The sequence below is a fragment of the Streptomyces sp. NPDC104309 genome, from assembly GCF_055584025.1.
Window position 1 is genome coordinate 13,043 of the sequence record NZ_JBVJMV010000022.1, and the last position, 14,442, is coordinate 27,484.

At 71.3% G+C, this 14,442-nt stretch carries 11 protein-coding genes; 7 read left to right on the forward strand and 4 right to left on the reverse strand.

The genetic code is table 11. From position 1 onward, the window contains the following. The first annotated feature begins 214 nt into the window (after positions 1–214). Positions 215–1,504 (forward strand): NADH:flavin oxidoreductase, encoded by a 1,290-nt coding sequence (locus ACZ68L_RS28200; RefSeq protein WP_469581967.1) that lies wholly within the window; start codon positions 215–217, stop codon positions 1,502–1,504. A 49-nt stretch (positions 1,505–1,553) separates the two neighbouring features. On the opposite strand, the gene ACZ68L_RS28205 is transcribed toward ACZ68L_RS28200, so the two are convergent. Then, positions 1,554–2,468, reverse strand: coding sequence for a hypothetical protein (locus ACZ68L_RS28205; RefSeq protein ID WP_469581970.1), 915 nt, complete (start codon positions 2,466–2,468; stop codon positions 1,554–1,556). A 274-nt stretch (positions 2,469–2,742) separates the two neighbouring features. Between ACZ68L_RS28205 and ACZ68L_RS28210 the strand changes: the two genes are divergently transcribed. Further along, positions 2,743–3,519: a S1 family peptidase gene (locus ACZ68L_RS28210; protein ID WP_469581973.1), complete on the forward strand. Its 777-nt coding sequence runs from the start codon at positions 2,743–2,745 to the stop codon at positions 3,517–3,519. Positions 3,520–3,561: 42 nt separating this feature from the next. Here ACZ68L_RS28210 and ACZ68L_RS28215 read toward each other — a convergent pair whose 3' ends face one another. After that, complete coding sequence (locus ACZ68L_RS28215) at positions 3,562–5,376, reverse strand: glycoside hydrolase family 35 protein (RefSeq protein WP_469581977.1); 1,815 nt, start codon at positions 5,374–5,376, stop codon at positions 3,562–3,564. A gap of 209 nt (positions 5,377–5,585) precedes the next feature. Here ACZ68L_RS28215 and ACZ68L_RS28220 point away from each other — a divergent pair, with 209 nt between their 5' ends. Together ACZ68L_RS28220 and ACZ68L_RS28225 are read left to right on the forward strand one after the other, a co-directional pair. Then, entirely contained in the window at positions 5,586–6,479 is an 894-nt protein-coding gene (locus tag ACZ68L_RS28220; RefSeq protein WP_469581980.1) for a helix-turn-helix domain-containing protein, read from the forward strand. A gap of 19 nt (positions 6,480–6,498) precedes the next feature. Next, the gene (locus tag ACZ68L_RS28225) at positions 6,499–6,828 is read left to right on the forward strand and encodes a chorismate mutase (RefSeq protein WP_469581982.1); all 330 of its coding nucleotides are present in this window, start codon (positions 6,499–6,501) and stop codon (positions 6,826–6,828) included. Between the two features lie 148 nt (positions 6,829–6,976). Here the strand turns inward: ACZ68L_RS28225 and ACZ68L_RS28230 are convergent, their stop codons facing one another. Both ACZ68L_RS28230 and ACZ68L_RS28235 read right to left on the reverse strand, forming a co-directional pair. Further along, a complete protein-coding gene (locus ACZ68L_RS28230) occupies positions 6,977–7,531 on the reverse strand; it encodes a TetR/AcrR family transcriptional regulator (protein ID WP_469581984.1) in 555 nt (184 codons plus the stop codon). Next, positions 7,524–8,360: an alpha/beta fold hydrolase gene (locus ACZ68L_RS28235; RefSeq protein ID WP_469581987.1), complete on the reverse strand. Its 837-nt coding sequence runs from the start codon at positions 8,358–8,360 to the stop codon at positions 7,524–7,526. The genes ACZ68L_RS28230 and ACZ68L_RS28235 overlap by 8 nt, the downstream gene beginning before the upstream one ends. A 435-nt stretch (positions 8,361–8,795) precedes the next feature. On the opposite strand from ACZ68L_RS28235, the gene pepN reads away from it, so the two are divergent. The 3 genes from pepN (at position 8,796) to ACZ68L_RS28250 (ending at position 14,415) form a co-directional block, all read left to right on the forward strand. Next, positions 8,796–11,300: an aminopeptidase N gene (pepN, locus tag ACZ68L_RS28240; RefSeq protein WP_469581989.1), complete on the forward strand. Its 2,505-nt coding sequence runs from the start codon at positions 8,796–8,798 to the stop codon at positions 11,298–11,300. A gap of 299 nt (positions 11,301–11,599) precedes the next feature. Continuing rightward, positions 11,600–12,997, forward strand: a complete 1,398-nt coding sequence (locus tag ACZ68L_RS28245) for a pyridoxal phosphate-dependent decarboxylase family protein (protein WP_469582198.1) — start codon at positions 11,600–11,602, stop codon at positions 12,995–12,997. Next, a complete protein-coding gene (locus tag ACZ68L_RS28250) occupies positions 12,994–14,415 on the forward strand; it encodes a lysine N(6)-hydroxylase/L-ornithine N(5)-oxygenase family protein (RefSeq protein ID WP_469581992.1) in 1,422 nt (473 codons plus the stop codon). Before ACZ68L_RS28245 ends, ACZ68L_RS28250 begins: the two co-directional genes overlap by 4 nt. Positions 14,416–14,442 lie beyond the last annotated feature (27 nt).

Consider the following 14,442-nt stretch of genomic DNA (forward strand, 5'->3'; position numbering starts at 1 on the left):
TCCAGGTGTCCTTGGGGGCGATGGCCTCGCGGGTCAGGACCGATCCGTGGGTGTGCGGTCGGTGGCCACGGCGGTTCGACGCCATGGCCTGGGCGGATTTCCTTGTCGGTGTGCGAGGTGGAGACACTCATGGGTGAATCGGCTACCTTTCCGCCAAACATTTGTTAGGTGGGAGGCGGCAGCCTGCCCCGCATCGCCGACAAGGAGATGTGCGATGACCGCAAGCGGTGAAGAGACCGGCAGGACCCCCGAACTCCACCCCGGCTCCGCCCTCACCCCACCGGACCCCTTCGCTCCCGCCCGACTGGGCCCCCTCACCCTCCGCAACCGCATCATCAAGTCCGCCACCTTCGAAGGCGTGACCCCCAAGGGCCTGGTCACCGACGAACTGATCGCCTACCACCGTCGGCCCGCTGCGGGCGGCGTGGGCATGACCACCGTCGCGTACTGCGCCGTCTCCCCCGAGGGCCGCACCGAGCGCCACCAGATCTGGATGCGCCGCGAAGCCGTGCCGGGGCTGCGCAGGCTCACTGATGCCGTGCACCGTGAGGGTGCGGCCGTCAGTGCCCAGATCGGTCACGCGGGTCCGGTCGCCGACGCCCGTTCCAACCGGCTCCCGGCCCTGGCCCCCGGCCGGTTCCTGAGCCCGCTCGGCATGCGGATGACCCGGGCGGCCACCTCCGAGGACATCGCCCGCGTCACCCGTGCCCATGCCGCCGCCGCCCGGATCGCCGTCGAGTCCGGATTCGACGCGGTCGAGATGCACTTCGGCCACAACTACCTGGCCAGTTCATTCCTCAGCCGCCGCATCAACCACCGCGACGACGCCTACGGGGGCAGCCTCGCCAACCGCGCCAAGGTCGCCCTCGGTATCGCCCGCGCCGTTCGCGACGAGGTCGGCGACACGATCGCCGTCACCGCCAAACTCAACATGGACGACGGAGTGCCCGGCGGCTTCTGGCTCGACGAGAGCCTCCAGGTCGCCCGCCGGCTCCAGGAGGAAGGAACGGTCGACGCCCTCGAACTGACCGCCGGCAGCTCCCTGCTCAACCCGATGTATCTGTTCCGCGGAGACGCACCGCTCTCCGAGTTCGCCGCTGTCTTCCCCCAGCCGATGCGTCTGGGAATACGCCTGGCCGGCGGCCGATTCCTGCACGCGTACCCCTATGAAGAGGCGTTTCTGCTGCCCTCGGCCCGCCAGTTCAGGGCCGCGCTGAGCCTTCCGTTGATCCTGCTCGGCGGCATCACCCGCCGGGCGACCGTCGAACAGGCCATGGCGGAGGGCTTCGAGTACGTGGCCATGGCCCGCGCGCTCCTGCGCGAACCCGACCTGGTGAACCGCATGGCCGAGGACCGCGAGGTGCGGTCCTTGTGCATCCACTGCAACAAGTGCATGCCGACCATCTACACCGGCACCCACTGCCCACTCGTCGGACCCCTTGCCGGACCGCCCGCCCCACCCCTCACGGGGGACGGACGACGGTCTCTTCCGGACGCTTCCTGAGCGTCGCGTCCGCCCCGTGCCGCGCCGCCGCCGCCCGCGCGGTGGTCGTTCAGGTGTCGCAGTCCAGGACCGTCCGGCACAACCCGCACCGGGCCCGCACCCGGCCGCGTACCGGAACGCGGATGCGCTGGTGGCAGGTAGGGCAGCCGAAGGAGACCCGCAGTCCCTGCGGGCCGTTCTCGAAGGCGTACGGGGTGCCGGGGCCCCGGGCCGCCTCGGCGCCCGGATGGTCCCGGGCGTACCGCCGGTCCCTGGCGTAACGGCGACGGCCCGCCCACCCGGCGGCCGTGAGAGGAGGCTGCCGGGTGTCGCGGAGGGCCTGGGCGCGGCCCTGCGTGTAGGCCGTGTACGCCTGCGGGCTCGTGAACCACGGGGAGGGATCCTCGTCGAAGGCGAACGCCCTCTTGGCGAGGACGTATCCGAACTCCTCCGGGGTGAGATAGCCGAGCTTCTGGCTGGAGACGGCGTCCTCGCGGAAGGCGTCCAGCAGCAGCCAGCCCGCGCCCAGGTAGGTCGTCACGGTGTCGGTGAGGATCTCGTTGTCGGGCGTGGTGGGGAACTCCAGGCCGAGGCGGTGCAGCAGCACGTGCGTGACCTCGTGCGAGAGCGCGGCGCCGATGTCCCTGCGATGGGTGCGGAAGCGGTCGTTGAGCTCGATGAAGTACTCGGGCCCCGCGGCGAGTTCGACACCGGCGGCGTGTTCCATCGTCCGGAAGCCGACGATCATCCGGGCGTCCGGCAGATGCAGGTGCCGGACCATGGACCGCGCCACCCGCTGGGCGCCGAGATACAGATCGTCCTGGTCGCAGAAGGCGACATCGGCGGGCGCGAGGCTCGTGGCGTAACCGCGCACGCCGTCGTACGACAGCCTCCGGTACAGGGCCGTGATCGCGGACCGGACGGTGTCGAGATGCGGGAATCCGTGGACCACCGGACTCGCGCCGCCCCGGCTGTCGTCCGTCACGTTCCCACCCCCGTCCGTGACGCTCGGCCGGTCTCCACTGTAGCCGCAACGGAATTGAGGCCGACCGGTCCATGGGGCGGCGTCGCCCGCCATGGACCGGTCGGCAAAGTGATCTTGGCCGAAAGGTGAATCTTGTGGGGACCCTGATCATTTCCCGATAATCCGAATCGTGTCATTGTCGGGAACATGACCATCGGGTGTCTCCATCCGTGGTCGGGCCCGGCGAGGGCACATGCACCCCCCACAAGAACCCCCCACGAAAGAAGGCAGTCCGTTGAAGCAGCTTCTGCGTGCCGTGAAGAGATGCTCCGTCATAGCCGCCGTGGTCCTCGCGGCCGTCAGTCTCCAGCCCGCCGGAGCCTTTGCGGCCCCCGCCCCGGTCGTCGGCGGAACCCGCGCCGCCCAGGGTGAATTCCCGTTCATGGTCCGGCTCTCGATGGGCTGTGGCGGTGCTCTCTACGCCAAGGACATCGTCCTCACCGCCGCGCACTGCGTGGACGGCTCGGGCAACAACACGTCCATCACCGCCACCGCCGGGGTCGTCGACCTGCAGTCGTCCAGCGCGGTCAAGGTCAAGTCCACCAAGGTCCTCCAGGCCCCCGGCTACAACGGTGCGGGCAAGGACTGGGCGCTGATCAAGCTCGCCAAGCCCATCGATCTGCCGACCCTGAAGATCGCCACCAACACCACGTACAACAACGGCACCTTCACCATCGCGGGCTGGGGCGCGGCCTCCGAGGGCGGCGCCCAGCAGCGCTATCTCCTCAAGGCGACCGTGCCGTTCGTCTCCGACGCCCAGTGCCAGGCCGCGTACGGCAGCGATCTCATCCCCGGTGAGGAGATCTGCGCCGGCCTGATCGACACGGGCGGCGTGGACACCTGCCAGGGCGACTCCGGCGGCCCCATGTTCCGTAAGGACAACGCCGGAGCCTGGATCCAGGTGGGCATCGTCAGCTGGGGCCAGGGCTGCGCCGAGCCCGGCTACCCGGGTGTGTACAGCGAGGTTTCGACGTTCGCCGCCAACATCGCGTCCGCGGCGGCCACGCTCTGATCCCGGCCCCGGGTCGGGCGCCCGCCGCGGCCGATGCCTGACTCACACCCGGACCTCCCCGGGGGTGCCCGTCCGGACGGGCACCCCCGGGCCCAGCTCGACATACGGCGCGCCGGCGCCCTCCAGCTCCAGCACCCGCACCTCGTTGGCGCCCTCCCGCAGCACCGGACCCGGGACGTACAGCGTCCGCTGCGGGCCCGTGGACCAGTAGCGCCCCAGGCAGAAGCCGTTCACCCAGACGAACCCGCGCGTCCAGTCCGGCAGTTCGAGCCCCGCGTGGCCGATGACGTCCACCGCCGCGACCTCGAACGTCCCCCGGAACAGTCCGGTACGCCCGGCTTGCTCGGTGCCGTCGACGCTCCCGAAGGCCAGTCCGGCCAGCGCGTCCGGCTCCTCGAACGCCTCCAGCCGCAGCGCCCGTGCCCGTACACCGTGCAGGAACTGCCGTTCGTGCAGTACCCCGCCCGTGATCCCCTTGGGCTCACCGAGCCGTGGCCCGTAGTTGACGCGCCCCAGCGACTCCACCCACAGTTCGACCTCCGCGGGCCCGGCCACCGGCTCGTCCAGCGTGCCGTTCTCCTCGCTCAGCACACCCTTCCGGACACCGTTCACGTACACCACGGCCCGGTCCCGGAGTCCTGCGACGCCCAGGGTGTACGGACGGCGCGGACCGGGCACCGCGACCTGGTAGCGCACCAGGCCCCGGTCGACACCCAGCTCCTCGAAGGTCGGCGGAACGCCGGACGGCGCCGACTCCTCGTCGCCCAGTGCCTCCAGCACGGCGGCCAGCGTCGCATGGTCCGTCAGCTCCGCCCGCACCGGAACGACCGGCGGGGCAGGCTCGGGCGGAAGCTCCGGAAGCGGCCCGTCCGCGTACTCGGCGAGCACCTCGCGGAACAGCCAGAACTTCTCCGTGGGGCGGCCGTACTCGTCGATCGGCGCGTCATAGTCGTACGACGTCACCGTCGGCAGAAAATCCTGGTCCTGCAGCGGACCGGACCGATTGGCCCCCGCCCATCCGGCGAAGTTCGTCCCGCCGTGCGCCATGTAGATGTTCACCGAGGCCCCGCACTCCAGGATCTCCCGCAGCGCGTCGGCGGCCTGGGCCGGATCCCGTACGACCGGCTCGGCACCCCAGTGCTCGAACCACCCGCACCAGAACTCCATGCACATCAACGGGCCCCTGGGCTGATGGCGGCGCAGCACCTCGAACGCCTCCCGCGCGCCCGATCCGAAGTTCGCCGTGGCGAGCAGCCCCGGCACGGAGCCGCCCGTGAGCATGTGGTCCTCCGGCCCGTCGGAGGTGAACAGCGGCACGGTCACCCCGCGCTCCCGCAGCATCCCGGCCACCCGCCGGAGATAGACCCGGTCGGTGCCGTAACTCCCGTACTCGTTCTCCGCCTGGACCATGATCACCGGGCCGCCGCGCCCGATCTGCCGCTGCACCACCTGCGGCAGCAGCGCCGTGAACCACCGCTCCACGGCAGCCAGATACGCCTCGTCACGGCTCCGCACCCGTCGGCCGAAGCGCCCCGTCACCCAGGCCGGCAGACCGCCGTTCTCCCACTCGGCGCAGATGTACGGTCCCGGGCGGACGATCGCCCACAGCCCGGCCCGCTGCGCCGCGTCCAGGAACCGGCCCAGCGCCGCCACGTCCCGGAACCGGCCGGGCCGCGGCTCATGGAGATTCCACGGCACATACGTCTCGACACAGTTGAGTCCCATGGCGCGCAGCATCGACAGCCGGTGGTCCCACTGTGCCTCGTGGACCCGGAAATAGTGCAGGGCGCCCGACAGCAGCCGTACGGGCTTCCCGTCGAGCCGGAAGTGGTCGTCCCCCACGGTGAAGTCAGCCATCGTGCTCGTACTCTCCTGTGCGTGCGGTCCGCCGGGCCGCGCGTCCCCGACGGACCGCACGACGGCGCGCACCACGGAAACGGGCGGACCCGGGAGGAATGTTGCAACCCAGCTTCGCCCCCTGGCGTGCGGCCGGTCCATGGACAAAGATCACTGCTGTTTGGACACAATTGTTCGGACCAATGGATGAAGGGGAGGAAGGAAGGCCGATGTACCACACCTGGATGCGCTTCTTCACTCCCAGCCCGCTCCACCACCGGCTGGGCCTCGTCTGTCTGGGCGTGGGACTGCAGCACGGTGCCCTGCCGCCGGTCGGCCCGCGCACTCTGGACCACCATGTGGCCGTCGTCATCAACTCCGGAAGCGGCTGGTTCAGCGGCTCCGACGGCCGCCGGGTGCCCGTCGTCGCGCCCAGCCTGATCTGGCTGACCCCCGGCACCCCGCACCACTACGGGGCCGACCCCGCCACCGGCTGGGACGAGAGCTTCGTGGACTTCACCGGCCCCGCCACCGCCACGTACACCGAACTCGGCTACATCGAGCCCGACCGCCCGCTCGTCCCGCTCGCCGACACGGCGGGCCCGCGTGCCGCGGTGGGGCGGATGGTGCGGGCGGCGCGGCGCGGCAATCCGCTGCTGGAGGTCGAGACCGGCGCCGCCGTCCACGAACTCCTCGTCGCCCTGCGCCGGGCCCGCGCCGACGTCAGCCACGACGGCGACCCGGTCCTGCAGGCCCTCGCCCGCGACGCGTTCCAGCCGCTGTCCGTCGCCGAGCACGCGGCCCGGCACGGCATGACCCCCGCCGAGCTGCGCACGGCGGTGCGGCGAGGCGCGGGCTGCAGTCCCAAGGACTACCTCCTCGGCATCCGGCTCGGCCGTGCCAAGGAACTCCTCGCCGCCACGGACCTGCCGGTCGCCGCGGTCGCCCGACGCGTGGGGTACGACGATCCGGCGTACTTCTCCCGTCTGTTCGCCCGCCGGGTCGGCGCCGCCCCGGTCCGCTTCCGCGAGCAGCAGGGCCGCAGCGTCCCGGGCGGCTGGAGCGACCAGGTCCCGGACCCGGAGCACCCACCGACGATCGCGCCCGCGGGCCCGGCCCTCTGAGGCCGTAAGCTCGCTGACCATGACCACGAGGGACATCGACGAGTCCGTGAGCGCGGAACTGAACCGGCTGCGCGAGAGCATCGACAACATTGACGCCGCAGTCGTCCATATGCTCGCCGAGCGCTTCAAGTGCACCCAGCAGGTCGGCCACCTCAAGGCCGCCCACCAGCTGCCCCCGGCCGACCCGGCCCGCGAGAGCCGGCAGATCGCCCGGCTGAGGCAGCTGGCGGAGAGCGCGCGTCTGGATCCGGCCTTCGCGGAGAAGCTGCTGAACTTCATCGTGGCGGAGGTCATCCGCCATCACGAGCGGATCGCGGAGGAGTCGGCGACGAACGGGGAGACGTCGTGAGCGCCGCGGGGCGGCCGGGTCCGGCGTGGGAACCGTTCTCCTGTCCTCGGTGATTCTCTTGCCCTCATCGAACCGAGTGGGGTTCGTCGGCCCGGCGCGCAGACGCTCCGGACCGGCCGCCCGCCCGCGCCTCGACATCACGGGCTGATCAGCGAGGTGTGCGCAGGCCCGTGATCATCATGTGGATCAGCAGGTCGTAGCTCTCGTCCAGTTTCTCCGGCAGGCCGAAGGCGCCCTCGGCCTCCAGAACCGCGAAGCCGTGGACGGTCGCTCGCAGGCAGCGGGCCGCGTGGATCGCCGCCGAGTCGGCCATTCCATAGGCGCGGAAGGTGGCGAGCATGATGTTGATCAGTCGCCCCCCGGCCTCGGCCGTGTGCGGCTCGGGCGTCTGGATGAGCGCCGAGTAGCGGTGCGGGTGGCGCAGCGCGTAGTGCCGCCAGGCCACCATGAGCGCGCGGATCGCCTCGTCGGCTGAGCGGCCCAGCACGGCCTCGCCGACCTGGTCCGCGATCTCGTTCATGATGCGTGCCGACATGAGGTCGCGCAGCTCGGCCAGGTTGCGCACGTGCTTGTACAGGGACGGGGTGGCGACGCCCGCCCGGTCGGCCACCGCCGACAGGGTCAGGGCGGCGGGGCCCTTCTCGTCGATGGCCAGCAGTGCGACGTCGACGACGGCATCCGTGGTGAGCGCCGCCCTAGCCACGCGCGCCGACCTTGAGGAAGGCCAGGACGGCTGCGGCGACCTCGTCCGGGAACTGGACGTGCGCGTAGTGACCGGCCCCCTCGATCATCACGAGACGGCCGAGCCCTGCGGGCATCTCGGCCACGATGCCCTCGCCCTCGGCCCCGGGGTCGGCCCAGTCGGGGTCGAGCGTGCCCTCGATGACCAGAGCGGGGCACCGGATGGCACCGAGACACGCACCGGCGTCCGTGGGAGCGGACATGCCCATCCTGCTGACGACGGCCATCCGGCCCGGCCTGCGCAGGTCGGCCTCCAGAGCGGCGACATGGTCGGCGTGACCCGTGGGCTTGACGCCCGGGTAGGCGTGGTCGAGGTAGCGCTTCCACAGCCCGACGCTGCGCAGCAGGCCGGCGCCCATCAGCAGGCCCATGCCTTTGCGGTAGCGGGCATGGGACAGCAGAGCGCGCGGGCTGATCTTCTGCGCGCGGGTGAACGGGCTGATCTCGACGACGGCGCTGACCAGTTCGGGCTCCTGGGCCGCCGCGATGGTGGCGGCGCCCCCGGCGAAGGAGTGGCCCACGATCACGGCAGGGCCGCCCAGGTGCCGGATCACGGCGAGGAGGTCGGCCGCCGCGTCGGTGCGGGTGAAGGACGCCCAGCCGGTGCTGGACTCGCCGTGACCGCGCTGGTCCACGCAGGCGACCCGCCATCCGGCCGCCACGAGCCGGGCGGCCATGTCGCGGTAGGCCGCTCTGTTGTCGCCCATGCCGTGGGCGAGCACGATCAGCGGGCCCTCGCCGGTCACGTCGTACGCGAGCTGTCCGCCGTCGATCGTCAAGAACTCGGTCATGTCCACCCTCCGGGCTAATGAATGTAGCCGCAAAGCTAATGCCATTAGCCGATCGCGTCAACCGGCGCTCCGGAGCGGGTGGCGCACGGCCGGGCACCGGCCCGTCTGGCGACCGCCGAGGCGCCACGGCCGCGCGAGGCAGCCCGCACCCGGACCCCCTGGCGGCTCGTCCACGGCGGCCGGCCCCGTGCCTCGACGGCCTTCGGCACGGAACGTGCCGCACTGTCCGAACTGCCCGGCGGATCAGTCGAGTCCGTACCGCAGGACAAAGCCACGCGGGCGCATCGACCTCGACGCCTGCCTCGGAGACGATCCGGCAGGCACCCAGGTCTGCTGCCGCGGTCCCGAGCGGACTCCGCGGGACCCCGGCCGCCGCCGATCAGCCCTGGGAGAACCCGCCTGCGCCCGGCCCGCCCCGTACGGCAGCATGGGCACATGTCCGTACTGACGCGCGACGAAGCGCAGACCCGAGCCCGGTTCCTCGACGTACACCGCTACACGATCGACCTCGATCTGACCGGTGGGGAGGAGACCTTCGACTCCCGCACCGTGATCCAGTTCACCGCGACCGCCGCCGGGGACACGTTCGTGGAGCTCAAGCCGGCCACCCTGCGCTCGATCAGCCTCGACGGACAGCCTCTCGACCCCGCCGACCTCGTCGAGAACCGCTTCCCGCTCACCGCGCTCACCGCCGGCGCACACGAGCTGCGCATCGACGCCGCCATGCGCTACTCCCGCACCGGCGAAGGCATGCACCGGTTCACCGACCCGACCGACAGCGAGACGTACGTCTACACCCAGCTGTTCATGGAGGACGTCCAGCGCGTCTTCGCCGCGTTCGACCAGCCCGACCTCAAGTCCGTCTTCGAGCTCACCGTCACCGCACCCGAAGGCTGGACCGTCCTCGGCAACGGCATCGCCGAGCACCGGGGCGACGGGCGCTGGAGCCTGGCCGCCACCCCGCCGATCTCCACCTATCTCGTCGCCGTCGCGGCGGGCCCCTGGCACTCCGTGACCACCGAACACGCCGGACTGCCCTTCGGTATCCACTGCCGCCGCTCACTGGCCCCGTACCTCGACGCGGACGCCGACGAGATCTTCGACATCACCCGCGCCTGCTTCGACCGGTTCCACGAGAAGTTCGACGAGCCCTACCCCTTCGACTCCTACGACCAGGCCTTCGTACCCGAGTTCAACGCGGGCGCCATGGAGAACCCCGGACTCGTCACCTTCCGCGACGAGTTCGTCTACCGCTCCGCCGTCACCGACACCGAGCGCCAGACCCGCGGCATGGTCATCGCGCACGAGATGGCCCACATGTGGTTCGGCGACCTCGTCACCCTCGCCTGGTGGGACGACATCTGGCTCAACGAGTCCTTCGCCGAGTACATGGGCTACCAGACCCTCGCCGAAGCCACCCGGTACACCGACACCTGGGTCGACTTCGGCGTCGCCCGCAAGGGCTGGGGCTACGACGCCGACCAGCGCCCCTCCACCCACCCCGTCGCCCCCGACCCGGCCGCCGTCCCCGACACCGCGTCCGCGATGCTCAACTTCGACGGTATCTCCTACGCCAAGGGCGCCTCCGCACTGCGTCAACTCGTCGCCTGGCTCGGGGAGAAGGACTTCCTGGCCGGCATCAACACCCACTTCGCCCGCCACAAGTTCGCCAACGCCACCCTCGCCGACTTCATCGACAACCTCGCGTCGGCCACCGACCGCGACGTCCACGCCTGGGCCGACGCCTGGCTGCGAACCACCGGAGTCGACACCCTCACCCCCCAGGTCGAGGAGTCCGCCGGCACCTGGTCCCTCACCGTCGACCACGCCGGCAGCCGCCCCCACCGCATCGCCGTCGGCGCGTACGACCACGCCCCCGACGCGCACTCCGGCCCCGACCGCCTCGTCCTGCGCGACCGGTTCGAGATCGACGTCCCGCAGAACGGCACGGCCAAGGAACTGCCCGGCCGCCGCCCCGCCCTCGTCGTCCTCAACGACGGCGACCTCAGCTACGCCAAGGTCCGCCTCGACGCCGCATCCTGGGACACCGCCGTAAGCGACCTGTCCGGCATCCCCGACGCGCTCACCCGCGCCGTCGTCTGGAACGCCGCCCGCGACATGGTCCGCGACGGCGAACTCGCCCCCACCGCCTACCTCGACGCCGCCCGTGCCCACCTCCCGCACGAGACCGACCTCGCCCTCGCCCAAGGCGTACTCGCCTTCGCCGGCACCCACATCGCCGACCGCTACCTCAGCCCCGAAAAGCGCCCCGCCGCCCTCGCCACCCTGACCGCCCTGTGCCGCGACCTCATCCGCCGCACCGAGGACGGCCACAACCCCGGCCTGCGCCTCATCGCCGTACGCCACCTCATCGACGTCGCCACCCAGCCCGACACCATCCAGGACTGGCTCAGCAACGGCACCGTACCCGGCGGACCCGAACTCGACCCCGAACTGCGCTGGCGCATCCTCACCCGCCTCGCCGTCCTCGGCGCCACCGACGAGACCGCCATCGCCGCCGCACTCGAAGAGGACCCCAGCGCCACCGGACAGGAAGGCGCCGCCCGCTGCCGGGCCGCTCTGCCCACCCCCGAGGCCAAAGCCGCCGCCTGGCACGCCCTGTTCAACGACGACAGCCTCTCCAACTACCTCTTCACTGCCACCGCCCAGGGCTTCTGGCAGCCCGAACAGGCCGACCTCGTGCAGGACTACGTGCCCCGCTACTACCCCGAGGCCACCCGGCTCGCCGCCCACCGCGGCCCCGCCATCGCCGATGCCGCGGGCCGCTACGCCTTCCCCGCGTACGCCGTCGACGCCGACAGCCTCCGCCTCGGCGAACAGGCACTGAACGACAAGACCCTCATCCCGGCACTGCGCCGCAAGCTCATCGACCAGATCGACGACCTGCGCCGCGCCCTCGCCGTACGCGACAGCCACTGACCCCCCGGATCCACACCACCCCGACCCCGGGGCCCGCACCCCCCTGATCTCGCAGGGATCCGCACCACCCGGACCCCGGGATCCGCACCACCCGTGCCCGGCGCCACACCCACCACACAGGAGGCGCCGGGCACATCCATGTCCGGCGCCACACCCATACCACCGGAACCCCCGACAACAGCCCCCGCCCCCTCCACATCCCCCTTTCGAGTTCAGATCACCGAGCTCCGCGGCCGCGCACCCGAAAACCCGGACAAGCTGGCATGTCCACCCATGCGCACCCGAAGGGCCCCGCCGCCATGCCCACCCCGCCCCTCGCCGGCTCGACCACCGGCCCCGCCGCCCTGCGCCCCCTCATCGACACCGTCCTCACCGCACTCCAGGACGGCGCCCACCGACGCGACGGCCCCCTCCCCGCCGGCGGACCCGACGCCGTCACCCCCAGGATGCGCACCGCCACCCACCCCGCCATCCCCGACCACGGCACCGGCGCCCACGACGCCCTGCGCACCCTCGTCGGCGCCCTCGCCGAAGGCGCCGCAGACCCCGCGCACCCCCTCTGCGCAGCCCACCTCCACACCCCACCCCTCGCCCTCGCCGCCGCCGCGGACCTCGCGGCCTCCGCCCTCAACCCCTCCATGGACTCCTGGGACCAGGCCCCCGCGGCCTCCGCCCTCGAAGCCGACATCACCGCCGCACTCGCCGCCGAGATCTACCCCCACCACCCCTCGCCCGACGCGCTCATCACCACCGGCGGCACCGAAGCCAACCAGCTCGCCCTGCTCCTCGCCCGCGAACGCAACGGCCCCGTACAGACCATCTGCGCCGCCAACGCCCACCACAGCATCACCCGCGCCGCCTGGCTCCTCGGACTCCCCGAACCCGTCGTCATCCCCGCCCCCACCGGCGTCATGGACCTCGCCGCACTCGACGAAGCCCTCACCGAACTCCACCGCCCCCTGCTCGTCACCGCCACCGCGGGCACCACCGACACCGGCCGGATCGACCCCCTCGCCGACATCGCCGACCTCTGCACCACCCACGGCGCCGAACTTCACATCGACGCCGCGTACGGCGGCCCCCTCCTCTTCAGCCCCACCCACCGCGGCAAGGTCCACGGCCTCGACCGCGCCCACAGCGTCACCCTCGACCTGCACAAACTCGGCTGGCAACCCGCATCCGCAGGCATCCTCGCCGTCCCCGACCGCACCCACCTCGACACACTCCACCACCACGCCCCCTACCTCAACGCCGACGACGACACCGAGGCCGGGCTCCCCGACCTCCTCGGCCGCTCCCTGCGCACCACCCGCCGCCCCGACGCCCTGAAGATCGCCGTCACCCTCCAAGCCCTCGGCCGCACCGGAATCGCCGACCTCATCGACCGCACCATCACCGCCGCCCACCACCTCGCCGACCTCATCGCCAAAACCCCCACCCTCGACCTCTACGACCGCCCCACCATCAGCACCGTCCTCTTCCGCCCCACCGACGCCGACGACCACACCGTCGCCACCATCCGCCGCACCCTCCTCACCCGAGGCCACGCCGTCCTCGGCCGCGCCCGCACCGACGACCGCCTCTGGCTCAAAGCCACCCTCCTCAACCCCCACACCACCCCCGACGACCTCCGCACACTTCTCGACCTCGTCGACCGACTCGCCCACGACCTCGCGGAAGGCAACACCCCCCGATGACCGACCTGCCCACCCCCGGAAACGGCCGCCCCCACGACCTCGTCGGCATCGGCATCGGCCCCTTCAACCTCTCCCTCGCCGCCCTCGCCCACGGCATCCCCGGCAACCCCCACCCCCTCACCGCCACCTTCTACGAACAACGCCCCGCCTTCCACTGGCACCCCGGTCTCCTCATCGACGGAGCCAGCCTCCAAGTCCCCTTCCTCGCCGACCTCGTCACCCTCGCCGACCCCGCGAGCCCCTGGACCTTCCTCAACTACCTGCGCAGCCGCGACCGGCTCTTCCCCTTCTACTTCGCCGAGCGCTTCCACATCCAACGCGCCGAATACGACGCCTACTGCCGCTGGGTCACCGACCGACTCCCCGGGCTCCACTTCAGCCACCAGGTCGACGCCGTCCGCTGGAACAACGAGCGCGGCCTCTTCGAAGTCGACTTCACCCAACTCGACAACGACGGCGAAGCCGAAGCTCTCGGCCGCGCCCACACCCGCCACATCGCCCTCGGAATCGGCACCGAGCCCTACGTCCCCGAACCCCTCAGACCCCTCACCGAAGCGGAATCCGTCCCCGTCATCCACTCCGCCGACTACCTCCGGTACCGGGACAGACTCCTTGACGCCGAACACATCACCGTCATCGGATCCGGACAGTCCGGCGCCGAGATCTTCCTCGACCTCCTGCGCGCCCGCCCCACAGGCCACGAAAAGCTCCACTGGCTCGCCCGCACCCAGGCCTTCGCCCCCATGGAGTACTCCAAACTCGGCCTGGAACACTTCACCCCCGACTACAGCCGCTACTTCCACGCCCTGCCCGAATCCGTACGCGACGAACTCGTCCCCCACCAATGGCAGCTCCACAAAGGCATCGACGCCGACACCATCGCCGCCATCCACGACGAGCTCTACCGCCGCACCCTCCACGGCGGCTGGCCCGACGCCACCCTCACCCCCGGAGTCTCCGTACGCACCGCAGGACGCGTCGCCAACACCCGCGTCGAACTCCACCTCGAACACACCCAGCAGAACACCCGCTCCCGCCTCACCACCGATGCCGTCGTCCTCGCCACCGGCTACCGCGAACGCTCCCTCGACCGCATCCTCACCGGACTCGACCCCTACATGCGCCGCGACGCCTCCGCACGCCCCCGCATCGACGACAGCTTCCGCCTCGTCCTCGACCCCACCGTCACCGGCAACGTCTACGTACAGAACGCCGAACGCCACACCCACGGCGTCGGAGCCCCCGACCTCGGACTCGCCGCCTGGCGCAGCGCCACCATCCTCAACCACCTCACCGGTACCAACGCCTACCCCCTCCCCGAACGCACCGCCTTCACCACCTTCGGCCTCACCCCCCGGAGCTCACACATCCCCACACCCCAGAACCCCGGCCTCGTCCCCCTCGTCCAGGGCAACTGAAACCGGCCACACACACGCAGACGGCAA

Coding starts and splice junctions, on each gene's coding strand:
- ACZ68L_RS28250 (WP_469581992.1), top strand. CDS start 12,994: ATGACCGACCTGCCCACCCCCGGAAACGGCCGCCCCCACGACCTCGTC.
- ACZ68L_RS28215 (WP_469581977.1), bottom strand. CDS start 5,376: ATGGCTGACTTCACCGTGGGGGACGACCACTTCCGGCTCGACGGGAAG.
- ACZ68L_RS28235 (WP_469581987.1), bottom strand. CDS start 8,360: ATGACCGAGTTCTTGACGATCGACGGCGGACAGCTCGCGTACGACGTG.
- ACZ68L_RS28200 (WP_469581967.1), top strand. CDS start 215: ATGACCGCAAGCGGTGAAGAGACCGGCAGGACCCCCGAACTCCACCCC.
- ACZ68L_RS28220 (WP_469581980.1), top strand. CDS start 5,586: ATGTACCACACCTGGATGCGCTTCTTCACTCCCAGCCCGCTCCACCAC.
- pepN (WP_469581989.1), top strand. CDS start 8,796: ATGTCCGTACTGACGCGCGACGAAGCGCAGACCCGAGCCCGGTTCCTC.
- ACZ68L_RS28225 (WP_469581982.1), top strand. CDS start 6,499: ATGACCACGAGGGACATCGACGAGTCCGTGAGCGCGGAACTGAACCGG.
- ACZ68L_RS28245 (WP_469582198.1), top strand. CDS start 11,600: ATGCCCACCCCGCCCCTCGCCGGCTCGACCACCGGCCCCGCCGCCCTG.